General features: G+C 69.0%; 16 protein-coding genes. 12 read left to right on the top strand and 4 right to left on the bottom strand.

Translation table 11 applies throughout. The features are described 5' to 3' along the window. Nucleotides 1–90: 90 nt before the first annotated feature. The gene (locus ACAG26_RS11205) at nucleotides 91–2418 is read right to left on the bottom strand and encodes a CaiB/BaiF CoA transferase family protein (RefSeq protein WP_370482187.1); all 2328 of its coding nucleotides are present in this window, start codon (nucleotides 2416–2418) and stop codon (nucleotides 91–93) included. Between the two features lie 34 nt (nucleotides 2419–2452). Here ACAG26_RS11205 and ACAG26_RS11200 point away from each other — a divergent pair, with 34 nt between their 5' ends. Together ACAG26_RS11200 and ACAG26_RS11195 are read left to right on the top strand one after the other, a co-directional pair. Beyond that, a complete protein-coding gene (locus ACAG26_RS11200) occupies nucleotides 2453–3256 on the top strand; it encodes a FadR/GntR family transcriptional regulator (RefSeq protein ID WP_370482185.1) in 804 nt (267 codons plus the stop codon). Between the two features lie 9 nt (nucleotides 3257–3265). Next, a complete protein-coding gene (locus ACAG26_RS11195; RefSeq protein ID WP_370482183.1) occupies nucleotides 3266–3982 on the top strand; it encodes an SDR family oxidoreductase in 717 nt (238 codons plus the stop codon). Here the strand turns inward: ACAG26_RS11195 and ACAG26_RS11190 are convergent. Continuing rightward, nucleotides 3903–4814, bottom strand: coding sequence for an LLM class flavin-dependent oxidoreductase (locus ACAG26_RS11190; protein WP_370482182.1), 912 nt, complete (start codon nucleotides 4812–4814; stop codon nucleotides 3903–3905). The two genes, ACAG26_RS11195 and ACAG26_RS11190, sit on opposite strands and share 80 nt — an antisense overlap. A gap of 71 nt (nucleotides 4815–4885) precedes the next feature. On the opposite strand from ACAG26_RS11190, the gene ACAG26_RS11185 reads away from it, so the two are divergent. The 6 genes from ACAG26_RS11185 to ACAG26_RS11160 all read left to right on the top strand — a co-directional run bounded on the left by ACAG26_RS11185 (nucleotide 4886) and on the right by ACAG26_RS11160 (nucleotide 10910). Next, a complete protein-coding gene (locus tag ACAG26_RS11185; RefSeq protein WP_370482179.1) occupies nucleotides 4886–5953 on the top strand; it encodes an acyl-CoA dehydrogenase family protein in 1068 nt (355 codons plus the stop codon). After that, nucleotides 5950–7038 carry an acyl-CoA dehydrogenase family protein gene (locus ACAG26_RS11180; protein ID WP_370482177.1) on the top strand — a complete coding sequence of 363 codons (1089 nt, stop codon included), beginning with the start codon at nucleotides 5950–5952 and terminating at the stop codon, nucleotides 7036–7038. The genes ACAG26_RS11185 and ACAG26_RS11180 overlap by 4 nt, the downstream gene beginning before the upstream one ends. Then, a complete protein-coding gene (locus ACAG26_RS11175) occupies nucleotides 7035–8192 on the top strand; it encodes an acyl-CoA dehydrogenase family protein (RefSeq protein WP_370482175.1) in 1158 nt (385 codons plus the stop codon). Before ACAG26_RS11180 ends, ACAG26_RS11175 begins: the two co-directional genes overlap by 4 nt. Continuing rightward, entirely contained in the window at nucleotides 8189–9118 is a 930-nt protein-coding gene (locus ACAG26_RS11170; protein WP_370482174.1) for an acyl-CoA dehydrogenase family protein, read from the top strand. Before ACAG26_RS11175 ends, ACAG26_RS11170 begins: the two co-directional genes overlap by 4 nt. Beyond that, complete coding sequence (locus ACAG26_RS11165) at nucleotides 9115–10569, top strand: class I adenylate-forming enzyme family protein (RefSeq protein WP_370482172.1); 1455 nt, start codon at nucleotides 9115–9117, stop codon at nucleotides 10567–10569. The genes ACAG26_RS11170 and ACAG26_RS11165 overlap by 4 nt, the downstream gene beginning before the upstream one ends. Nucleotides 10570–10670: 101 nt before the next feature. Continuing rightward, nucleotides 10671–10910, top strand: coding sequence for a helix-turn-helix transcriptional regulator (locus ACAG26_RS11160; protein ID WP_370482170.1), 240 nt, complete (start codon nucleotides 10671–10673; stop codon nucleotides 10908–10910). Here the strand turns inward: ACAG26_RS11160 and ACAG26_RS11155 are convergent, their stop codons facing one another. Beyond that, nucleotides 10911–12653 carry an AMP-binding protein gene (locus tag ACAG26_RS11155; RefSeq protein WP_370482168.1) on the bottom strand — a complete coding sequence of 581 codons (1743 nt, stop codon included), beginning with the start codon at nucleotides 12651–12653 and terminating at the stop codon, nucleotides 10911–10913. A gap of 136 nt (nucleotides 12654–12789) precedes the next feature. On the opposite strand from ACAG26_RS11155, the gene pks2 reads away from it, so the two are divergent. Together pks2 and ACAG26_RS11145 are read left to right on the top strand one after the other, a co-directional pair. Next, nucleotides 12790–19083 (top strand): sulfolipid-1 biosynthesis phthioceranic/hydroxyphthioceranic acid synthase, encoded by a 6294-nt coding sequence (gene pks2, locus ACAG26_RS11150; protein WP_370482166.1) that lies wholly within the window; start codon nucleotides 12790–12792, stop codon nucleotides 19081–19083. Nucleotides 19084–19213: 130 nt separating this feature from the next. Next, entirely contained in the window at nucleotides 19214–20014 is an 801-nt protein-coding gene (locus ACAG26_RS11145; protein WP_370482164.1) for a GAP family protein, read from the top strand. A gap of 21 nt (nucleotides 20015–20035) precedes the next feature. Here the strand turns inward: ACAG26_RS11145 and ACAG26_RS11140 are convergent, their stop codons facing one another. After that, nucleotides 20036–21304, bottom strand: coding sequence for a glycosyltransferase (locus ACAG26_RS11140; RefSeq protein WP_370482162.1), 1269 nt, complete (start codon nucleotides 21302–21304; stop codon nucleotides 20036–20038). 369 nt (nucleotides 21305–21673) lie between these two features. Here ACAG26_RS11140 and ACAG26_RS11135 point away from each other — a divergent pair, with 369 nt between their 5' ends. Together ACAG26_RS11135 and ACAG26_RS11130 are read left to right on the top strand one after the other, a co-directional pair. Next, the gene (locus ACAG26_RS11135) at nucleotides 21674–22615 is read left to right on the top strand and encodes an FkbM family methyltransferase (RefSeq protein ID WP_370482160.1); all 942 of its coding nucleotides are present in this window, start codon (nucleotides 21674–21676) and stop codon (nucleotides 22613–22615) included. Nucleotides 22616–23141: 526 nt separating this feature from the next. Beyond that, on the top strand, nucleotides 23142–24275 hold the full coding sequence (locus ACAG26_RS11130) for a DegT/DnrJ/EryC1/StrS family aminotransferase (protein ID WP_370482405.1): 1134 nt from the start codon (nucleotides 23142–23144) through the stop codon (nucleotides 24273–24275). The last annotated feature ends 36 nt before the right edge of the window (nucleotides 24276–24311 follow it).

Here is a 24311-nt window from a genome sequence, read left to right as displayed (position 1 = left end):
ATTTTTACTATTTTAAGAATTGCACGTCAATCATCGGCGGCGATGCCCGTCGTCGACGCCATCGACACCGCCAACCGTGCCCGCACGCCGTCACAGCCCGTTGGGGCGGGTCCCGATCACTCCTGCTGAGGCCAGCCGGGTGAGTTCTGCCCCGCTCACCCCGCCCAGCGCGGCCAGCACCTCGGCGTTGTGTTCTCCCAGGGTCGGCGGCGGCCGCCGCAGCCAGCGATCCTGCCCGCTCAGATGAGCGAACGGCGGACGCGGATACAGTCCGGCGCCGGTGCGCGGATGCTGCAACTCCTCAAAAAAGCCGCGTGCACGCAGCTGAACGTTGTCGGTCACCAGCGACGGGGACACCACCGGTGCGGCGGGAATGCCGGCGTCGGCGAGCCGCTGCACCGCGTCGCCCAGTCGCTGACCGGCGAACCATTGAGCCAGCCGGGCGTCGGCATCCTCGGCGCTGCACTCCGGTCGGCCCATCAGCGCGACCAGCGCCCGCCACTGCGCGTCGGTGGCGACGGTGACCGCGATCCAGTCGTCGTCGCCGGCGCACCGGTACAGGTTCTGCAGCATGACGCCGTGCCCACGGTTGCCGCGCCGGGTCAGGGTCACCCCGAACACCTGCCATTCGATCGGCTGAATCGCGGTGGCGTTCAACACCGCTTCGAGCATCGGCAATTCGACGAGCTGGCCGGCCCCGGTGCGCTCGGCGAAGTGCAGCGCCGCAACAACCGCGAACGCGGCGTGCACCCCGGCCAGCGGATCGCACGCGCCGCGCGGGGCGACGGGTGGGCCGTCGGGCAGCCCGGTCACCCAGGCCAGACCGGCGATCTGCTCCATGGTGGGCGCGAATCCCACCCGGTCGCGCCACGGGCCGTCCAGCCCGAACGCCGGCATCCGGGCGATCACCAGCGCCGGGTTGGCCGCCAGCAGGGCCTCGGCGGTGAGCCCGAAATGGTCCATCACCCGCGGTGAGAAGTTCTCGATCAGCACGTCGGCGTCGGCCACCAGCCGCAGCAGCAGCCGACGGCCGTCCTCGGAGCCCAAATCCAGGGTCACCGAGCGTTTGTTGGTGTTCATCGCGTGAAACACCCAGCCGTACTCCCACCAGTCCTCGACGTCGGTGCGCATCCCGCCGGAGTAACGGATGCCGTCGGGCCGCTGGATGGATTCCACCTTGATCACGTCGGCGCCGAACGCGGCCAGCAGGTGGGTGGCGGCCGGCCCGGCCCAGAACGCGGTCAGGTCGATAACCCGAACCCCGTCCAGCGGCAAGCCGGAGACCGAGGGCGCCGGCCCGGATTCGCGTTGCTGCCAGGGTGTTTCGTCATCCGCCGAACCCAATGCCGGCGCGGAGCGCAGCGGCGCGGGCCGGCAGCGCGACATCAACCACGGCGGGCGGGGCTGGTCAAACCCGGCCGGGTTTCGCACGAACACGCCCCGCTCGGTCGCATACGGCATGTCTGGGATCGTCGCGCCGGTGCCCACCGGCGCGATCGGCACCCGGAACAGCGCGCCGAGTTCGACGATCTCGTCCACGCTGCGCTGCGCCAGCCAGTCGCCGATCAGCGCGCGGATCCGGTCGCGGTGTTCCCAGCGGCCGAGCTGGAAGCTCAGCTGCGGGTCGTCGGTTAACTCGGGGCAGTCGACCATCGCGGCGAAGTCCAGCCACTGTTGACCGGTGACCATGGTGATGCCGACGTAGCCGTCGCGGGCCGGCTCGATCGACGGCACCTCCACGGTGCGGGTGATCGGCGGCACCCGCAACAGTTGGCTGTGCAGCCATTCGCTGCTCTGCATCGCGGTGATCGCCTCGAGCATCGACAGATCCAGGTGCTCACCGGCACCGCCGTGTTCGACCCGGCGACGCACCGCCAGCACGCCGAATGCGGCGCACACCCCGCCCATGTACTCCCCCAGATCGCCGCCGATGGCGATCGGTGGCCCGGCCGGATCGCCGCGGAAACCGGTCAACCCCGACCAGGCCTGCAGGGTGAATTCGCTGGCGGCCCGCTCGGCGTACGGCCCGGTCCAGCCGAAATCCGAGATGGTGACGACGACGGTCCGCGGCGCGACGTCCAGCAGCCGCTGCGGGTCGATCCCGAGTTTCAAACCCTGGGAGCGGGTGGCGGTGAGCACGACGACGTCGGCGCCGGCCAGTTCGGCGCGCAGCCGGCCCGGTGCCGCCACGATGCTGCGTTTGCCGGCGTTCAGATAGCTGAACAGCGGCGAGTCGGTGGCCAGCCGTGCACCGCTGGCGGTGTAGCGCCGCAGCGGATCTCCTTGCGGCGGTTCGATTTTACGCACCTGGGCACCGGCGTCGACCAGCAGCTTGCCGCAATAGCTGCCGGCGATCCGGTCGCTGATCTCGATGACACGGAGCCCGTCCAGCGGTGTCGGCCCGCCGCTCACGTGCATCGGTCAATTATGTCATCACTGCTAAAATAGCAAAGTGACTGCGCTGGGAAGTGGCCCCAAGGCCCGACGTCGGCTCTCGGCGCCGCGAATCGCCGAGATCGTCGCCGAGGAGTTACGCCGCCAGATCATCGACGGCGAACTCGCCGACGGCGATCTGCTGCCCCGCCAAGAGGTGCTGGTCGAGCAGTTCAACGTCAGCCTGGTCTCGCTGCGCGAAGCGCTGCGCATCCTGGAAACCGAGGGCCTGATCTCGGTGCGCCGCGGTAACCAGGGCGGCGCCGTCGTGCACGCGCCGGCGAAAACCAGCGCCGCCTACATGCTCGGGCTGCTGTTGCAGAGCCAGCACGTGGGCCTGGCCGATCTGGGCTCGGCGCTGCTGGAACTCGAACCGGCCTGTGCGGCGCTGGCCGCCCAGCGGCCCGACCGTGCCGACACCCTGGTTCCCGAACTCAAGCAGATCAACGACGCCATGGCCACTCACCTCGACGACGGTCGCCGGTTCACCGAAATCGGGCGCCAGTTCCACGATCTGGTGGTCCGCGGCTGCGGCAACGACACCATCATCGCGGTGGTCGGCGCCCTGGAGACGCTGTGGAGCAGCCACGAGCAGCAGTGGGCCGAGGAGAGCGCGGCCCGCGGCACCTACCCGTCGCTGGCCAAACGGCGCGCCGCGCTCAACACCCACGTCAAGCTGACCGAGACGATCGAGGCCGGTGACGTGGAGCGCGCCCGCAAGATGGCCGCCCGCCACGTCGCCGACGCCCAGACCTATGTGTTGTCCGAGCGGACCGATCAACGGATCTATGCGTTGTCGCCGCAGGCGCTGTCGAGGCGATAGTCGCCCGCCGTGAAAACCGCACTGGTCACCGGCGGCAGCGGCGGGATCGGCAAGGCCTGCGGGCGCACGCTGGTGGAGGGTGGCTACGACGTGGTGTTGGTGGCCCGCCGGGACGCCCCGCTGCGCGCGGCCGCGCAGGAAATCGGGGCCCGTCACCTCATCGCCGACGTGTCCGATCCCGACGGATTCACCGCGGCGCTCAGCCCGCTGCCGCACCTCGATCTGGTGGTGCACGCGGCCGGGGTGCTGGGCGGAACCTATGCCCGCAAGCAGACATTCGACCAGTGGCGCACGATCATGGCGGCCAATTTGGACTCCTGCTTCGTGGTGACCGCCGCGGTGCTGCCCAAGATGGCGCCCGGGTCGCGGCTGGTGTTCATCTCCTCGTCGGCCGCCCATGAGCCGATGCCGGCCCGCACCGCCTATTCGGCGGCCAAGGCCGGGATGAACGCGTTCGCCCGGGCGCTGGCGTTGGAGGTGGACCGGGACGGGATCGGCGTCCACCTGGTGACCCCGGGCCCGGTGGAAACCGAGATGCTGCAGGACGTTCCGTTCGAGATGTACGCAATCCAGGCGGCCGACGTCGCCGAGGCGGTGGCCTGGCTGGACACCGTCGACCCGTCGGTGGATCTGCCGGAGATCCGGCTCAACGCGGTGCGGCGCGGCCCGTTCGCCCGGCCGCCGACGGTGCCGACGGAAGCCCGCCGGCGCCGGCAACGGCCGTGATCACCGATTCGCCGAATTCGGCCAGCGTGGCCGGCGGGGCGAAATCGGCGAACCACACGTAGAACCGCTCAACGCCGGCGTCGACCAGCCCGGAAAAGTACTCGACCAACTCGCTGGCATTCCCGCACACCAGGCCCGACCCCAGGTGACCGAAGCGGCGCACACTGACCTCACGCACCGACACCGGATCGGCGCCGGCGCCGACGAATCCCACCATCTGCTGCACCGACACCCGGGCGGGCGCGGCCGCCGGCCCCAGCCGCGGCAGCTTGTCGAGGTGGTTGCAGGGCAGATTCCACCACTGGGCGTGGCGGCGCACCAGCGCCATCATCTTCGGACCGGTGCCGCCCAGCACCAGCGGGATCGGGTGCTCCGGCAGCGGCGCCTGCGCGGCGTCGGGCTCGCCGCCGCGTCCCCAATACTCGGCGATCAACTCCAGGTGCCGTTCGAGCTGCTCCACCCGGGCCACCGGATCCTGCTGGCCCACCTCGAATCTGGTGAACTCCGCCGGCCAGGAGCCGGCCCCCAGGCCGAGTTCGAAGCGGCCCCCGGAGGCCGCGGACAAGGTGACGGCCTGTTTGGCCAGTACCGCCGGATGCCGGAACGCGTCGCACAGCACCAGGTGGCCGATCGCCAGCCGGTCGGTCTTGGCGGCCACCCAGCTGGCGATACCCATTGCCTCCCAGATGTTTTCCGCTGGCTGACCCGGGGCTTCCAGGTGGTCGATGAACGCGACGCCGTCGAATCCGCTGGCCTCGGCGCGCTGGGCGCGGGTGACCAGGTCGGCGACCGGCAGCCGCACCTGCGGTAGGAACAGAAACCATTCGGGCATAGCCGATCACCCTACGTCGCCGCCGCCCCCGTGTACCCCTAGTTTGCTATTTTTGCTATGTTAGGGGTCTTATGGAGATAGGGCCGAACAGCGACCAGCTCGCGCTGCGCGACAGCGTCCGCGAGGTGCTGCACGCCGAATGTCCGCCCGAGGTCGCCCGGCAGGCGCTGACCGACCCGGAGCGGTGGCGCCCGCTGTGGAAGACGGTGCGTGAACTGGGCTGGACCGAACTGGCCGCCCCCGACGACACCTACGGCCCGGTCGAGCTGGCGGTGGTCCTCGAGGAGTGCGGCGCCGCCCTCGCCCCCATCCCGCTGCTGAGCAGTGTCGGTTTAGCGGCCGGGCTGCTGCGCGCCGCCGGCCCCGACCTGGACGCGGTGCGGGCCGACATCGCCGCCGGGGCGGTGGCCGCGCTGGCCGCACACCGGCCCGGGCAGCGGCTGCCGGGGCCCACGATGACGCTGGAGGCCAGTCGGCTGCGGGGGCGTGCGGTCGCGGTGCCCGGGCTGCCGCGGGCGGAGTTGCTGGTGGCGCTGGCGGATTCGGATGGCGCGACGGTGGTGGCCGTGACCCGGATCGGTGACGGCGTCACCGTGACGCCGGCCGACTGCACCGACCCGGCCCAACCGGTGGCCGATGTGCAGGTCGACGCGGTACCGGTGGTCACCGCGCCGGTGGACGCGGACTCGGCGTGGGCCGCGCCGCTGCTCGCGGCGGCCGCCGACCTGGTCGGGGTGGCCCGCGCCGCGCTGGACCGCTCGGTGCAGCACGCCACGACACGGCAGCAGTTCGGCAAGCCGATCGGCGCGTTTCAGGGCATCAAACACGCGCTGGCCGACAACTACGTCGCCGTCGAACGCGCCCGCAGCCTCAGCTACGCCGCCGCGGCCCACCTCGCCGACCCCGACACCGGCCCCGCCGACGCCTGGCGGGCCGCCGCGCTGGCCAAGGCGGCCGCCGGCGACGCCGCGCTGGGCTGCGCCCGCACCGCGGTGCAGGTGCACGGCGCGCTCGCCCAGACCTGGGAGCACGACATGCACCTGTACCTGCGCCACGCCTGGCAGGCCGCCACCACGCTGGGCGACCCCCGCGCGCTCTACCACGCGGTGGGCGCCCAATTCGCCGGGGGCACGCGATGACCGAGGTGGTGGCCGAATTCGCCGGCTGGCTCACCGAGTTTCTGCCGGCCGACTATCAGGACCGCTACGGCGAGTATCGCTGGGATCTGGGGCTGCGGCGCGACTATCAGCGGGCGCTGTTCGAGGCCGGCTGGCTGCAGCCCACCTGGCCGCGTGAGCACGGCGGGCGGTCGCTGGGTCTGCGGGAGGCGATGGAGATCCGACTGGAGGCCGCGGTGCGCTCGGCGCCCAAGCTGCCCAACATCGCCGGGCCCAACGTCGCCGCCCCCGGCATCCGGCAGTTCGGCACCCCTGAGCAGATCGACCGGCTGCTGGTGCCGCTGCTGCGCGGCGACGAATGGTGGGCGCTGGGCATGTCCGAACCGGAAGCCGGGTCGGATTTCGCGGGTCTGCGCACCCGCGCCGAACGCGACGGCGACACCTTCCGGGTCAACGGGCACAAGATCTGGACCACCCAGGCGCACCTGTCGCGGTGGTGCACGCTGTATGCCCGCACCGACCCGGCCGCCCCCAAACACCGCGGCATCTCCTGCCTGCTGCTGGACCTGCAGTCGCCCGGGGTGACCATCAACCCGATTCGGATGTCGTCGATCTCCGACGAGACGTTCTGCGAGGTGTTCCTCGACGACGTCGAGATTCCGGTCGCCAACCTGCTGGGGCCGCTGCACGGCGGCTGGCAGGTCGCGTTGGCGTCGCTGCAGCACGAACGCCAGATGATCTGGATCATGAACTGGGTCGAGATCCACCGCGGCCTCGAGACGATCAAGGGCGGCGACGACACGTTCGCCGAACTCGGTTCGCTGCTCGCCGACGCCGCGGCGCTGCGCGCGACCGGCTACCGGGTGCTGCACGACGAGCTGGCCGGCCGGCCCAGCCCGGCCGCCGACATCCTCAAGCTGCTCGGATCCACCACCTTGCAACGGGTGTGGGAGCTCAGCGCCGCGGCCGCCGGCCCCGGCTCGATCGCCGACCCGGACCTGCTGTTCGAACGCCAGGACGCCCTGGCCGCCACCATCTACGGCGGCACCTCGGAGGTTCAGCGCAACATCATCGCCGAGCGGGTGCTCGGGCTGCCGAAGGGATGAGCACGATGGACTATGACCTCGGCGCCGACGCCGGCCAGCTGCGACACCGGTTGCGGGACTTGATTTCCACCCACATTCCCGACGGCTTCCTGGGGGCGTGCACCGACGACCCCCGCGATTTGGCCACCACCGAAGCGTTTTGCAAGCTGTTGGCGGCCGAAGGGCTGCTGGCGCTGGCCTGGCCGAAAGAACACGGCGGGGGCGGCGGCTCGGTGTGGCAGCAGACGGTGCTGCGGGAGGAGATGTGGGCGCATCACGAACCCCGCGGCGCGCAGTACATGGGCGTCAACTGGGTGGGCCCGGCGGTCATGCGCTACGGGACCGCCGAGCAGCAGGACCGGCACCTGTCGGCGATCGCGGCCGGCGAAGTGATCTGGTGTCAGGGGTTTTCCGAGCCGGAGGCGGGCAGCGACCTGGCGTCGCTGCGCACCCGCGCGGTGCCCGACGGCGACGGCTGGCGCATCACCGGGCAGAAGATCTGGACGTCGTACGCGCAGATGGCGTCGTGGTGTGTGCTGGCGGCGTGCACCGACCCGCAGGCCCCGAAGCCCAAGCGGCTCACCCTGTTCCTGGTGCCGATGGACCGGCCCGGTTTCACCGTGCGCCCGATCCGGTCGATGCTGGGGCCGCACCACCTCAACGAGATGTTCCTCGACGAGGTGCCGGTGACGCGCGCCGACGTGCTCGGCGAGGTCGGCGACGGCTGGCGGGTGATGCGCGAGGCGCTGGCCTTCGAGCGGGTCGGGATCGCCCGGTATGCCCGGTGCGAGTCGCTGCTGCACCGGTTGCGCACCGCCCTGGGCGACGACTGGGAGCGGCTGGCCGAATCGCTGCGCAGCCGGTGGGTCCGCGCCCTGGTCGACCTGCGGGTGGCCCGGCTGCTGGCCTACCGGGCGGTGTCATTGCTCGACGACCCGGCGGCCGGGGCGGCGGCCAGCGCGGCGAGGATCGCCGCCACCACCTGCGACCAGCAGGTCGCCGAGCTGCTGTTCGAGGTGCTGGGCCCCACCGCGCTGGACGCCGGCCCGGCCGCCGCGCTGCACGGCGCGATCGAAGACCATTGGCGTTACGCCCAGGCGGCCACGGTAGCGTCGGGCACCATCGAGGTGCAGCGGATGCTGGTGGCGCGCGACGTGTTGGGAGAACATCGATGAAAACTGCGCTGCCGCAAGACATTGCCGAGTTCGCCGCCGTCGCCGCCGACCGGTTGACCCGGCTGGGCGGGCCGCAGGCGGCGCTGCGGGCCGAAACCGACGACGCGGTGCGCGCCCAGGCCGGTGCGGCGCTGACCGAGTTGGGCGCCTGGGACCTCGACGTCCGGGCGTCATCCGATGAGCTGCTGGCCGCCGCGGTGCTCTGTCAGGCCGCCGGCGCCACCGCGCTGCCCTACCCGCTGGTCGAACAACTGCTGGCGATCGACGGCGCCCGGTTGGCGTTGGTGCACCCCCACGCGCCGCGCATCGATCACGGCGACCTGCCCGGCGGCTGGATCGCCGCCGACGTCGACGGTCGCCGCTACCGCCCGCAGCCGTCGTCGCGCACCGGTGCCCGGCTGGGACCGTTTTTGGTGCCGGCCACCCTGAGCGGACCCGACGGCACCGTGCCCGCCGCCGACGTCGACGCACATCTGGTGCTGGGGTCCTGGCGGATCCTGGGCGCGGTGCAGCGATGCCTGGAGATCACCTGCGAGCACGTGCGGGCCCGGGTGCAGTTCGGCAAACCGCTGGCCGACTTCCAGGCGGTCCGGTTCGCCGTCGCCGACGCCTCGGTGGCGGTGCGCGGGCTCGGTGAACTCGCCAAATACACGGTGTGCCGGCTGGAGTCCGCCCCGGCGGCGCTGCGGTCGGCGGACGCCCTGGTGCTGCGGCTCAAGGCCGTGGAGACCGCGCGGCAGGTGCTGCGGATCGCGCACCAGCTGCTGGGGGCGCTGGGATTCTGCGACGAATCTGATATCAGCGTGCTGGACCGCCACACCCAGCCGCTGATCCGGCTGCCGCTGGGCCCGGAGGCTTTGGCGCTGCGGCTGACCGCCGCGGTGCGCGACGACGCGTTGGAGACCCTGTTCACGAGGACGGCATGATCGACGGCATCCCGTTTCCGGCCCGGCTGCGGGCGCTCGCCGCCGACCGCGGCAACGACCTCGCGGTCGTCACCCTGGCACCCGACGGTGCCGCGCGGTCGCTGACCTTCGGCGACCTCAACGCCCGGGCCAACCAGTGGGGTCGGGCGTTGGCCGCCGACGGCGCCGGCCCGGGTTCGCTGGTGGCGCTGGCGATCCCGAACTCCACCGAGCTGGTGCTGGCCGCGTTGGGCTGCTGGAAGGTCGGCGCGGTGCCGGTGCCGATGCGCTGGGATCTGCCCGACTGGGAACGCGACCGGGTGCTCGCGGTGATCAACCCGGCCGTGCTGGTCGACGACGAGCGCCGCGCCGCGCTGGCCGCGTCGGCGGCGCGCGAATCCGCTACCGACCTGCCCGACGTGGTCTCCCCCACCGTCAACGGGATCTGCAGCAGCGGCTCCACCGGGCTGCCCAAGGTGATCCTCAATCTGGCGCCGGCGGTGTGGACCCCGGAAATCTCCACCCCGTTTCTGGCGGCCTGGGCGCCCACCCCGCAGCCGCAGACGATTCTGGTGCCCGGACCGATGTATCACACCAACGGCTTCGCCCCGCTGAACAACCTGCTGGGCGGTGACCGCCTGGTGGTGCTGGAAAAGTTCGACGCCGCCGCCGTTGTCGCCGCGATCGAGACCTACCGGATCACTAACTTCACCGCCACCCCCACCATGTTGGCCCGGATCGCGGCGCTGCCCGATATCCGGTCGCGGGATTTGTCCAGCGTGGTGTGGATTCTGCAGGGCGCCGCGGTGATGCCGCCGACGCTGCTGCACACCTGGTTTGAGCTGCTGTCCCCCGAACAGGTGGTGATGGCCTACGGGATGACCGAAAACCTCGGGCTGACCGCGTTGCGCGGCGACGAGTGGCTGGCGCACCCGGGCAGTGTCGGCCGCGGGTTCCGGGGCACCGAGATCCGCATCCTGGACCCGAACGGCGCCCCGCTTCCCCCCGGCGAACTCGGCGACATCTATCTGCGGGCGCCGATGAGCGCCGGCTACCGGTATCTGGGCGGTGCACCCCCGCTGCCGTCAACGCCGGACGGGTTCCGCTCCGGCGGCGACGTCGGGCACCTCGACGAAGACGGCTACCTCTATATCGCCGACCGCCGCTCCGACATGATCATCACCGGCGGCGCCAACGTGTTTCCGGCGGAGGTGGAATCGGCGCTGGCCGACCACGACGCGATCGTCGATGTCGTGGTCATCGGGCTATCGGATCCGCACTGGGGCCGTCGGGTGCACGCGGTGGTGCAACCGGCCGACCCGGCGCTGACCGAACAGCAGGTGATCGCGTTCGCCAAGGGCCGACTGGCCGGCTACAAGGTGCCCAAAACCGTCGAGTTCGTCGACGAGATCCCGCGCACCGCGGCCACCAAAATCAACCGTTCGGCGCTGGTCGAAGCCCGCGGCGGCTAACACGGGGCCCCCGTCGCCAAGCCCGGCGATCACCTCCGCACCGAGGTCAGACGGTGTAGATTGGGAATGTCCGGCATTTATCAGCAACTAAGGGAAGCGCGATGACTACGCACGCCGCCGCCCCGCCGACCCACGCCGACTGGGCTGCCGAACTCGCCCATCTCGTCTACCGCACCCGCATCGAAGCCGACCTCACCCAGGCCGACCTGGCGCGCGCCCTGGGCACCAACCAGGCCACCGTCACCGCCTGGGAAGACGGCAGCTGCGCCCCCGATGTCGAAGCCCTCGACGACGTGGCGCGGGCCTGCGGTCAGCACCTGGAGATCACCATCGGCCGGTAGCTAGCCGCCCACCCGGGCGAACTGGCCCTGCCGGTACTGCTCGACACACGTCGCGCGCCTGACCTTGCCGCTGGTGGTGATCGGAATCGACCCGGGCGCCACCAGAACCAGATCCGCCACCCGCAGACCGTGCGAGCTGAAGATCGCCGAGGTGACATCGCGCTTGACCGCGGTGAGCTTGGCCGCGGCCTCCTGGGGCTCACCCCGCTTTTTGACCTCGATGATGACGACCAGTTGCTCGGTGCCCTCACCCGGAATCGCGATCGCCGCACACCGGCCCCCGGTGATCTCCTGGACGGTCGCCTCGATGTCGTCGGGCGCGTGGTTGCGCCCGTACACGATCAGCAGGTCCTTGATCCGGCCGATGATGAACAGCTCACCGTCAAAGACGAATCCGACGTCACCGGTGCGCAGCCAGGGCCCCTCGGGGGTGCCCGCCAACGGGGCAACCAGCCGTCCGCCGAACGTCGCGTCGGTCTCCTCGGGTTTCTCCCAATAGCCCAGGGCGACGTTGTCGCCGTGCACCCAGACCTCGCCGACGGTTCCCGCCGGGCACTCCAGGCACGTCTCGCGATCCACGATGCGGATCAGCGGTGATTCCGGCATCCCATAGCTGACCAGCGGCGTGCCATCACCGTCGAGGCAGCGCTGCGCGGTGCCGGCGGTCAGCTTCTCGGTATCAAAGCGCACGATCGCCGGCGGCGCGGCCGGCGCCCGCGTCGCCACATACACGGTGGCTTCGGCGAGCCCGTACGACGGGCGCAGCACCGCCTCGCGCAGGTTGAACGGCGCGAACCGCTGGGTGAAGCGCTGCAGCGTCGCCGGATGCACCCGTTCACTACCGGTCGCGATCACCAGCACGTCGGCGAGATCGAGCCCGGCCAGGTCCGCGTCCGACGTCCTTCGCACCGCCAATTCGAAAGCGAAGTTCGGTGCCGCCGAGTAGGCGCGACTATTACTCGCCAGCAATTGCATCCACCGGGCCGGCCGTTGCAGGAACGCCACCGGGCTGGCGAGCACGGTGGGAAGTCCGGTCAGAATGGGTCCGCAAACTCCCAGATACAAACCCATGTCGTGATAGAACGGCAGCCACGACACAATCGTGGTGTTTGGCGGCGGCACTTTTCCATAGTCAGCAAAGAAGGCCGCCATTACCTGTTCGAAATTGGCCAACAGATTTCTGTGCGACACCATGACGCCGGCCGGCTGACGGGTCGACCCGGACGTGTATTGCAAATAGGCGGTGCTCGGAAGATCGGCACCGCCGGTACCGGATCGCACCGACGCGTCTAGGTCCAGCCCGTCGACCTCGATGACGGTGGGAGCCGAGGTGGCCGACGGCGACTGCACGTGCGCGGCCACGGTGCTGACGACCGCGGTCGTGGTGAGAATGACCGACGGCGAGGCGTCACGCAGCACCGAACTGACCCGCTCATCGCTGACGCCCCCCAGCGGAACCGACAGCGGCACGGCGATCAGCCCGGCCTGCAATGCACCGAAAAACGCCACGATGTAGTCGAGCCCCTGCGGCGCCATGATGAGCGCCCGGTCGCCCGTCGCGGCGCACCCGCGCAGCGCCTCGGCGACATTTAATGTCCGGCGATGCAGTTGCGACCAGGTGAGGCGTTCGGCAATCCCCGACCAATCCTGCTCGTAATCGATATAGGTGAACACCGTGTCATCGGGCTGCAGCCCGGCGCGTTCCGACAGTAGGGCCAAAATCGACGTCCCAGCCACGGGCATCAGGTTACCGCCGCCGTTACCGCTGCATCGGCGCATCCGGACGGATCGTTCGGATTTTGGGACAACTCGGCGGGAGTGAAATACCGTTATTTCGAGCGTCAAGGTATTGCCTAGTAGCGGCCGGAGCCCGCACCCCATGTTTGCTGCAGGAGGGCCAGTGGCTTCATTCGAGACACCCGCGACGGCGGTGGCCGTGGTCGGCATGGCCTGTCGACTTCCCGGCGGCATCGAGTCCCCAGAACAACTGTGGAAAGCGCTGCTTGGCGGCGACGACCTCGTTACCGAGATTCCGCCCGATCGTTGGGACGCCGAGGAGTACTACGACCCCGAGCCCGGGGTGCCCGGGCGGTCGGTGTCGAAGTGGGGCGCCTTCCTACACGACGTGGCCGGCTTCGATTCCGAGTTCTTCGGGATGAACGAACGCGAGGCCGCCGTCATCGATCCACAACACCGGTTGCTGCTGGAAACCTGTTGGGAGGCAGTGGAGCACGCCGGCGTAAGCCCGGTCAGCCTGGCCGGTTCGCGGACCGGGGTGTACCTGGGTCTCACGCACGGCGACTACATCTTGGTGGCCGCCGACGCCAACACCTTGGAGGGGCCCTACGGCTTCTTGGACAACAACTTTTCCATGGCCTCCGGCCGGGTCGCGTACGCCATGGACCTGCACGGCCCGGCGATCACGCTCGACACCGCCTGCTCGTCAGGTCTGGTCACCGTGCATATGGCCTGTCGTAGCCTGCGCGACGGCGAATGCGATCTGGCCCTGGCCGGCGGGGCCGCGGTGGCGTTGGACCCACGCAAATTCGCCTCCGGTTCGGCGGGCGGGATGCTGTCCCCGACCGGACACTGCCGCGCCTTCGACATTGCCGCGGACGGGTTCGTGTCCGGGGAAGGTTGCGCGGTCGTGCTGCTCAAGCGGTTACCGGATGCGTTACGCGACGGCGACCGGATCCTGGCGGTGGTGCGCGGCACGGCGCTGAACAACGATGGCCGCACGCCGACCATCACCATGCCGTCGCGGTCCGCGCAGGTCCAGGCCTATCGGGCGGCGTTGGCGGCGGCGGAGGTGGACCCGCGCACCGTGGGCATGGTGGAGGCCCACGGCACCGGCACCCCGACCGGGGACCCCATCGAATACGCCGGCCTGGCCGAGGTCTACGGCCTCGACGGCCCCTGCGCACTCGCCGCCGCGAAGACCAATTTCGGGCACAACCAGTCGACCTCGGGCACCTTGGGCCTGATGAAGGCGGTGTTGGCCCTCCAACAGGGGGTGATCCCGCAGAACCTGCACTTCACCCGGCTGCCCGACGAGCTCGCCCAGATCAAGACCAACCTGTTTGTGCCGCGGGACAATACGCCCTGGCCCGGCGACGGGGACACGCCCCGACGGGCTGCGGTGTCGGCGTACGGGTTCTCCGGAACCAACGCCCACGCCATCGTGGAGCAGGCCCCCGACACCCCCGACACCCAAGCGGCGGAGACCGCGGGGCCGCTGCTGTTCGTGCTGTCGTCCAGCTCGGCCGACGAACTGCGCCGCACCGCGGCCCGGCTGGCCGGTTGGGTGCACGCCCACGACGACGTGGCGATACCGGACCTGGCGTACACCCTGGCGCGGCGGCGGGGGCACCGGCCGGTACGCACCGCCGTGATCGCCAGCACCCGGCCGGAACTCACCGCGGCGTTACGTGAGGTCGCCGCCGGCGAGACCCCGTATCCGGCCGCGGTCGGCAAGGATGACCGCGGCCCGGTGTGGGTGTTTTCCGGGCAGGGTTCGCAGTGGGCCCAGATGGGCGCACAGTTGCTGGCAACCGAACCGGTGTTTGCCGCCACCGTCGCGCAGGCCGAGCCGCTGATCGCCCGCGAGTCCGGCTTCTCGGTGACCGAGGCGCTGTCGGCACCGGAGGTCGTGACCGGTCAAGACCGGATCCAGCCGACCCTGTTCACCATGCAAGTGGCGCTGGCGGCCACCATGGCGGCCTACGGGGTGCGCCCGGCTGCGGTCATCGGCCACTCCCTGGGTGAGGCCGCGGCGGCGGTGGTGGCCGGCGCGCTGTCACTGGAAGACGGGGTGCGGGTCATCTCCCGCCGCTCCCAGCTGATGTCCCGCGTCGCCGGTACCGGGGCCACCGCGGTGGTGGAACTCCCGGCCCAGCAGGTGCTTTCGGAGCTCACCGTGCACGGCGTCAACGACGACGTGGTGGTGGCGGTGGTGCCGTCGCCGCAGTCGACGGTGATCGCCGGCGCCGCCCAGCCGGTTCGCGAGCTGGTAGCCGCCTGGGAGCAGCGGGACGTGCTGGCCCGCGAGATCCCCACCGATGTCGCTTTTCACTCCCCCCAGGTCGATCCGATCCTGAACGATCTGACCGACGCGCTCGCCGAGCTCAACCCGATGCCACCGAAGATTCCGTTCTACTCCGCGACGCTGTATGACCCGCGTGAGCAGCCGGAGTGCGATGGCCGCTATTGGGCGGACAATATGCGCCGCATGGTGCGCTTCGCCGCCGCGGTCCGGGCCGCCTTGGAGGACGGTCACCGCGTCTTCGCCGAGTTGGCGCCGCACCCGCTGCTGACCCGCGCTCTCGAGCAGACCGCCGGCAGTCTCGACGTGCCGATGGCCGCGCTGGCCGCGCTGCGCCGGGCGCAGCCGTTGCCGCACGGGCTGCGCGGGTTTGTGGCGGATTTGCACAGTGCGGGCGCCGCGGTCGACTTCTCGGTGCTCTACCCGCACGGGCGGTTGGTGGACGCGCCGCTGCCGAGCTGGAACCACCGTCGGCTGCTGTTGAGCCGCGAAGGCCAGGAATCCCCCACCCACGGCGGGTCCATGGTTGCGGTGCATCCGCTGTTGGGCCCGCACGTGCGGTTACAAGAAGAACCCGAGCGCCACGTGTGGCAGGCCGAGCTCGGCACCGCCGTCCAGCCGTGGCTGGGCGACCACCGGATCCGCGATGTGGCGGTGCTGCCGGCGGCGGCCTACTGCGAGATGGCGCTGGCCGCCGCGCGCACCGTGCTCGGCGACGCGTCTGAGGTCCGCGACATCCGGTTCGCGCAGGCGCTGCTGCTGGATGAACAAACCACGGTCGGTGCCTCGGCGTCGTTCTCGGCACCGGGCGTCGTCGACTTCACCGTGGAGGCCAACCAGGCCGGCGAACAGGCGCGGCATGCGACCGCGGTGCTGTGCGCGGTCGCCGAGGAGCAGCCTTCCGGGCACGATACGGTCGCGCTCCTCGCCGCGCACCCGCGCCGCGAGGACGGCGCTGAGGTGCGCAACCGCGTGGACCAGCATGGTGTTCAGTACGGTCCGGCGTTCACCGGCCTGACCGCGGTGCGCACCGGCGACGGGCCCGACACCACGGTGCTCGCCGAGGTCGCCCTCCCCAGCCAAATCCGCTCCCAGCAAGATGCCTACGGCATGCACCCCGCGTTGCTGGATGCCTGTTTTCAATCCGTCGCGGCCCATCCGGACGTTCGGGCCCTGGGCGAAGACGGGCTCGCGTTGCCGTTGAGTATCCGGCGACTGCGTTCCTACCGAACCGCCCGCGGCGCCCACTACTGCCACACGCGGGTGACCAAAGCGGACACCACCGGGGTCGAGGCCGATCTCGACGTGCTCGACGAACACGGGGCGGTGCTGCTCACCGTGCAGGGGCTGCGATTGGGCACCAGCCGCTCCGAAGGCGACACCAAAGATCGGTTGCTGGCCGAGCGGCTGCTGGCCATCGAATGGCAGCACAGCGAGGTGCCCGAACCGCAATACAGCGACGCCGGAACCTGGCTGCTGATCAGCACCACGACCTCCGATGCGCTGGTCGGCACGTTGAGCGATGTGTTGAAAAGCCGCGGCGCGCAATGCAGTACCCTGTGCTGGCCGCAGCACACCGACGACCTCACCAACCGGGAGCAGCTGGCGAATCAGCTGCGGGCCGGTGGCTTCGCCGGTGTGGTGATCCTCACCGGGTCGACGAACGGCGACACCGACGACCAGACCCCGCTGCGCGGCCGCGAGCAGGTCCAACACCTGGTGCGCATCATCCGCGAGTTGCCGGACCTGCCCGGCGAGCTCCCCGCGCTGTATGTGGTGACCCGCAACGCGCAGACCGTGGTGCCCGGTGATGTCGCCAACCTGGAGCAGGCCGGACTGCGCGGTCTGATCCGGGTGGTCGGCGCCGAGTATCCGCACCTGCGCGCCACCCAGATCGATGTGGACACCGACACTGACGCCGAACAGCTGGCGCGGCAACTGCTCAGCGGGTCGGAAGAGGACGAAACCGCCTGGCGCGGCGGCGGATGGTATGTGGCGCGGTTGTGCCGGGCCCCGCTGCTCCCCGAAGACCGGCACACCACCGTCGCCGACCCGCAGCGCGACGGCATGCGCCTGCAGATCCGGACCCCCGGCGATCTGGAGACTTTGGAACTTGTTGCCCGCGACCGGGTTGCGCCGGGACCGGGGCAAATCGAGATCGCGGTCCGCGCATCCAGCATCAACTTCGCCGATGTGCTCAACGCGTTCGGCCGCTACCCGGTCTTCGACGGCCCGCCGCCACAGCTGGGCACCGATTTCGCCGGCGTGGTCACCGCGGTCGGACCGGACGTGACCGATCACCAGGTCGGCGATCACGTCGGGGGCCTGTGCGCCGACGGCTGTTGGGGCACCTTCATCACCTGCGACGCGCGCGCGGCCGTCACCCTGCCGTCGGGACTGTCCGACGCGCAAGCCGCGGCGGTGACAACCGCCCACGCCACCGCCTACTACGGACTGCATGACCTGGCCCGCATCGGGCCCGGCGATCGGGTGTTAATCCATTCCGGGACCGGGGGTGTGGGGCAGGCGGCCATCGCCATCGCCCGGGCGGCGGGCGCCGAGATCTTCGCCACCGCCGGCAGCGAGGGCCGCCGGCAGGTGCTGCACGACATGGGTGTTGAGCACGTGTACGACTCCCGCAGCCTGGAGTTCGCCGACCTGATCCGCGCCGACACCGACGGCTACGGGGTCGACATCGTGCTCAACTCGGTCACCGGCGCCGCCCAACGCGCCGGCCTGGAATTGCTGTCCTTCGGCGGCCGGTTCGTCGAGATCGGCAAACGCGACATCTACGGCGACACCCGGGTGGGGCTGTTCCCGTTCCGGCGCAACCTCACCTTCCACGCCGTGGACCTGGGGCTGCTGGCCGCCACCCATCCGGAGCGGGTCCGGGACCTGTTCGCCCGGGTCTACCGGCTCGTCGCCGACGGTGCGCTGCCGATGCCGGAAACCACGCACTACCCGCTCGTCGACGCGGCCACCGCCATTCGGGTCATCGGCGGCGCCCAGCACACCGGCAAGCTCGTGCTCGACATCCCGCACACCGGTACCAGCACGGCGGTGGTGGTGCCGCCGGCACAAGCCCGGGTCTTCCGGCGCGACGGCGCCTACCTCATCACCGGTGGCCTGGGCGGGCTCGGGCTGTTCCTGGCCGAGACGATGGCCGCGGCGGGCTGCGGACGCATCGTGCTGTCCTCGCGCTCGGCGCCGACTGCGGAAACGCTGCAGACCATCGAGCGCATCCGCGGCAGCGGCGCCGACATCGTCGTGGAGTGCGGCGACATCGCCGACGCCGGTACGGCGCAGCGGTTGGTGGCCGCGGCGACCGGCACCGGACTTCCGGTGCGCGGCGTGCTGCACCTGGCGGCCGTGATCGAGGACGCCACCCTGGGCAATATCACCGACGAGCTGCTGGAGCGGGACTGGGCAGCAAAGGTGTACGGCGCGTGGAATCTGCACCGTGCCACCGCCGAGCAGCCGCTGGACTGGTTCTGTTCGTTCTCCTCGGCGGCCGCGCTGGTGGGGTCGCCGGGTCAGGGCGCCTACGCCGCGGCCAACAGCTGGCTGGACGCCTTCACCCTCTGGCGCCGGGCGCACGGCCTGCCGGCGACCGCGATCGCCTGGGGGGCCTGGGCCCAGATCGGGCGGGCCACCGCCCTGGCGGCAAGTACCAATGGCGGCATCGCGCCCGACGAAGGTGCCTACGCGTTGGACGTGCTGCTTCGCCACGCCCGCGCCTACACCGGGTATGCGCCGATCGCGGGCACACCGTGGTTGACGGCGTTCGCGCAGCGCAGTCCGTTCGCCGAAGCGTTCCGCACCACCGGACAAGACGCGACGGGCACCAGCAAGCTGCGCGCCGAGCTCGACGAGCTGCCCCGCGACGAGTGGCCCGCCCGGCTGCGGCATCTGCTCTCCGAGCAGATCAGCCTGATCCTGCGGCGCAGCATCGACCCCGACCGGCCGCTGTCCGAATACGGCATTGACTCGTTGGGGGCCCTGGAACTGCGCACCCGCATCGAGACCGAAACGGGAATACGCCTCACCGCCGGCGACATCGGCATCGCCACCACGCGCGATTTGGCGGGAGTGCTGTGCGACAAGCTCACCCCCGCCGACGCCGCCTCTTAGCTGGCGAGGCAGCACATTCGGTAGGTGATCGCTCCGTTCTGCAATGCGCGGCAAGTCGTCCGTTATAGCCACGAAGCTTGAAAATTGAAAAGAGCCAACCGATAACGGTTAACGCGGTAACGTCCCGCCCATGTGGAGCACAGTGCTGGGTGTGACGCTATTGATGGCGCTCGACCCGGTGCGTTTCGGCTTCATCCTTCTTTTGATCTCCCGGCCACGGCCGGTGCCCAACCTGCTGGCCTATTGGGGCGGCTTCATGTTAGTGAGTGTTCCCTACCTGCTGGTTCCGCTGATGATGCTGCACGTGACACCGGCATTTAAATCTTTTGCGCATGATTTGACCAATCCGGCCACGGCCGCCAGCGCCACGGCCCGGCATGTTGAACTCGGTATCGGTGCGCTCACCCTAGTGATCGCTGCGCTGATGGTAGTGCGCTTCCCGGCACGTCAGCGGGCACAGTTGCCCACACCGGGCGGCACCACGTCGACCTTGGTATTGGACTCGGATCCACCGCCCGCGCTCTCGCGGTTGCATAACCACGCAGCGGAAGCGGCGCCGGACCGCGAATCGCTAATCCGGCGGCTGATTGGCCGCGCCCGCAAGGTGTGGGACAACGGAGCCGTGTGGGTCTCGTTCGTGATCGGCCTCGGATCGATGCCGCCAATCCCCCCGGTGCTCCTCGTACTCACCACCGTCGCGGCCTCGGGAGCTTCGACCGGCGCGCAGGTCAGTGCCGCCCTCGCGTTCCTCGTCGGGACGCTTGCGGTGGTGGAAATCATCATGGTCAGCTATCTCGCCACGCCCGCGAAAACCCAAGCGATACTGCAAGTGCTACAGAATTGGTTGCGGCCGCGCAGCCGGCAAATCTTGGCTGCCATCTTCGCAGTGATTGGGGCGCTACTGGTGGTCAGCGGCATGCACAGTACCTGAGTCGGTAGCTCAGATTAGCCGTCATCGGCTCAGGTCAACTTTCTCTTCGACAAGGTCTGCGGCGGTGGCAACGCTGGCGGCAGGTTTAGTCATCTGGTCAGCGATGTCGTGGGCTCGGGCGGCGTATTGCGGGGCGAGGATGCGGCGCAGGTCTGCCACCAGCGATTCGCGGGTGGTGGCCGAAAAGCGCCGGGAAGTACCGACCATCAGCCGTTTGACCTGAGCTCCCCAGATCTGGTGGTCGGGCAGAGTCCAGAGGATCAACGTGGGCACTCCGGCGCGCAGGCCGGCGGCCGTGGTGCCCGTGCCGCCGTGGTGGACGACCGCGCGGCAGGCGGGGAAGACGACCGCGTGGTTCGCTGCACCCACGACCTTGACGTGGTCGAACTGTGGGAGATCGCTGAAGTCGCTCCAGCCGGAGCAAACCAGCGCCCGCTCGCCAAACTGCGCGCAGGCCCCCGCGATCATGGCCAGCGTGTCAGCAGGAGACTCGACCGCCATGCTGCCAAAGCCGAAGTAAATCGGCGGTGTCCCCGCGGCAATCCAGGATGTGACCTCGTCGTCGGTATCTGCCGTCAACTCCAGTGTCGGCGTGCCGACGAAGGGCCGTCGGACATTCCGTTTCGCCCATTCGACTGCCAGGCCAGGGAAGCACACGTTATCGTAGGCCTGAATTTCCAGCGATCCGCGTTGTGTGATCCGCCGAGGCGAGGGAGTGGTCGCCTTAGGCAGGCCGAGTTCACGCCGTTGCGCGTCTTCAACCTTCTTGGTCTCGCGCCAATGCAGCCATTCGAACACCGTCATTGCGGAGCGCACCAGCCAGGAAGGCAGTTGCGGAAGAAGATGTCCGTTGGCTCGGATCGGCAGGGTGTGCAGCGTTGCCAACGGAATGTCGTAATATTCCGCGACATTGGCGGCTTGCTGCTCGAAAACCGGGCCGCTGATCAACAGATCGGTCCGGTGGGCTAGCGACGTCAGCGTCGCGCTCATCTCCCCCCAGCGCTCGGTGAACAGGTCCCGAGTGTCGCGCCGCAACTTGGCCAGATCGCGGAACCTGGACAGGTTGCGTGGGAAATCCTTCCACAAGTTGAGCAGAGCATCCGCCTCCATCGCCGGCTGCGAATCCGGTCCGTAACCGACCGCCACAAGCCCTGCCGATTCGACAAAGCCAACCACATCGGGCGCGACGGCCATGCGTACTTCGTGGCCCCTGCGCAACAGTTCACGGCCCACGGCAGCGCACGGCTCGACATCTCCACGAGCTCCGTAGCTTGCCAGCACAAATTTCATCGCGGATCCTAGCCACTTCCCGTGCGCGTTCTTCGAAATGAAAGCGGGAGCCTCAGGTATGGCCGCCGATATGATAACCGAATACCCGCGCTTCCGAGCCGAAATCCAGAAGTTTGAGCAAGCGACCGACAACATCGAACCGGCTGCAGAACGCGCTCTAGTTACCTCCTTTCAACCGCCTGACCGGGATCGACGGGGCTATCTGCAACGGTATGAGAGAAGGACCGGAGACCCCACCGGGATTCAAACAGCTCGAATTCCAATCAGTGCACGATCCGGGTGCAACATTCACCGCCCGGCCGGTAGGGTATCGGAATCAGCGGAATCGGTTTTGCGCTGCGGCGCTGTCCCGTCTGAAGGAAGCCGTGTATGCCCAGTCTCGACTTGGTCAAGAAGCGTGGACGCGGCGTTCTGCTCAACTCGATGCGCACGTGCGTCGCCCAGGATCGCCTTCCTTGGATCGCCAAAGCCGTGTACGTGAACGGATGCCAGCGGCTGCTTCCCGTCCTCGGTGTCGAGTCCGACGAGACGCCGGTGGAGTCCGAGTACGGACCGAAGTTCGTCGCCGGATCGGGCGGCTCTTGGCTGAACTCAATACTGCGCTATCGCGGCGTCTGGGAGCCGGCACTCTCTGAATTCATCATTCGGCACGTGCATGAGGGTGATGTGTGCGTCGATGCCGGCGCCAACTGCGGGTACTTCTCGCTATTACTTGCCCAACAGGTGGGGCAGTCCGGGAAGGTCATCGCGATTGAAGCTGCGCCCGACAGCGTGCGACGGTTACGCGCCAACGTCGAGCTCAACGGCGCCGTCGGCACCGTGGACGTTGTGCTGGCGGCGTGCGCCCAGCAAAAGGGCGAGATCACGCTACACGTGCATCCACGCAATGACTGCTGGACCCGGCTCAGCCCGCCTGGCAAGGGAGAGTTGGATCGCCTCTACATGGGGAAGACATGGATTCCGGTGACCGTGCCCGCAGACACGCTCGGCGCCATCGTCGGCAGCGAGGCCGAGCGGGTGTCCTTCATCAAACTCCACATCGAGGGTGCCGAGGCAGCGGTGGCGCCCGAGATCCCCGGTACGTTCCCTCACCCCAGGCTAGTGGTGGCGCTCCTCGCGAAGGAGCCGCACATCGCGGCCACGCTGAAGCCGTTTGAGGAGGCGGGGTTCTACGTTTACGACCGGCACAACGACTACCGCTGGGCTTTCGAGCGCAAGGTGCAAGCAATCACCGAGGCGTCGTACGGCGACTTCACGAAGCAGCACACCGCCTACGTACTTCTCAGCCGCCAGCCGCTCACGCTGTCGTAGCTCCGCACCCTGGTCAGCGCAGGCCAAACGAGCTACTGCGCTTTAGGACCAACCCCCGGAAGGACCCGTTCTGTTTTGAAATACCACAAAGATGAATACGACATCTGAACGCATACTTCAACAAATCGAAAAATACCGTTTACCGATCATGGAACTACCGACCTCTCCGCCGGCCAGTTCGCCGCCTCGCCGCAGCGCGTTAATGACGAACGGCGACCCGGCGGCCCCGATGACCCCAACCATTTCGGGTCGTCATCGCTGGACAGAAACTACGTAGCGATTAGCCAATAGCGCCCCGTGCCCCGCAACAGCAGAGTAATCTGCGCAACGACGTGGACCACGTGCTGTACCTGGGGGTTTGAGATGGCGATTGTCCCGTCCGGCGGGGCACCTTTAGAAGAGTCGTGGTGTGCTCGCGGTTGGGCGCAGTGGGCCGCTACATCCGCGAGTGGCCACGACCAAGCCGACATCACGGCAGCCTTGCCCGCCATTTGCGACGCTCGGAGACCTCAAAGCGGGCGGCTCGATGCCGTCTGAGATCCCTTTCATCCGCCCGGCCTTTCCCAAGCCCGCCGAACTCGCCGAGGAGTTCGACGAGATCGTCAACGCCAACTGGTATACGAACTTTGGACCTAAGGAGCGACAGTTCGCCCGCGCCCTAGGCGAGTACCTCGGGCCTGGCCTGCACGTGGCCACCTTCGCGAACGGCACCTTGGCGCTCATTGCAGCTCTGCACGCCACCGTCGGTCCCGGAACGGCGGACCGCTATCTGCTGATGCCGTCCTTCTCCTGGGTCGCCGTGGCCGAAGCTGCGGTGTGGGCTGGGTACCGGCCGTGGTTCATCGATATCGACGCCGATACCTGGCAGCCAAGCGTTGTCTCGGCCCGCGCCGCCCTGAAGGACTCCCGCGACCAGATCGCCGGCCTCCTGCTCGCCAACGTCTTCGGCGTCGGCAACCCGCATATCAGGGCCTGGGAGAATCTCGCCGCCGAGTGGGAATTGCCGATTGTGCTCGACTCAGCGGCGGGCTTCGGCTCCGTGTACGCGGACGGTGAGCGCGTCGGCGGGCATGGCGCCTGCGAGATCTTCTCCTTCCACGCCACGAAGCCGTTCGCGATTGGTGAGGGCGGCGCATTGGTCTCTGGCGACCGCCGGCTCGTCGAGCGGGTGGAGGAATTCCAGAACTTCGGCTTCACCGGGGCACGGGAGTGCACGCAGATCGGGATGAACGGGAAGATGCAGGAGATCTGTGCCGCCATCGGGCTGCGCCAACTTGCCGGGTTCGACCGTCGCCTGGCGAGCCGTCGGAACGTCTTCAACCGCTATCACACTGAACTCACCCGCTTTGGTGTGCGGTTCCAGCCCAACGCGGATACCTCCTCGCTCTGTTTTGCGAGTGTGTGCTGCGAGTCCGCCGACCACAAGGCAGCGGTGCTCAGCAGCCTGCACCGAGACGCCATCCGCGCTGGAGACTATTACAACCCACCCCAACACCTGCAGCGATACTTCGTCACAAGGCCCGGATTCGCAGCGTCGGCCGATCTAACCGTGACGGAAGACATTTGCTCGCGAATCGTCTCGCTGCCGGTCCATGACTACATGGACCCGGACGACGTCGCACGCGTCATTGCTGCCGTACAGAAAGGAGGCCCGCAGTGACCGAGGAACGCAGACCGTCGGCCCTTCTTGTGGTGC

It is taken from the genome of Mycobacterium sp. pUA109 (genome assembly GCF_041287095.1).
Taxonomy (GTDB): domain Bacteria; phylum Actinomycetota; class Actinomycetes; order Mycobacteriales; family Mycobacteriaceae; genus Mycobacterium.
This window is presented reverse-complemented; position numbering and strand designations above follow the sequence as displayed.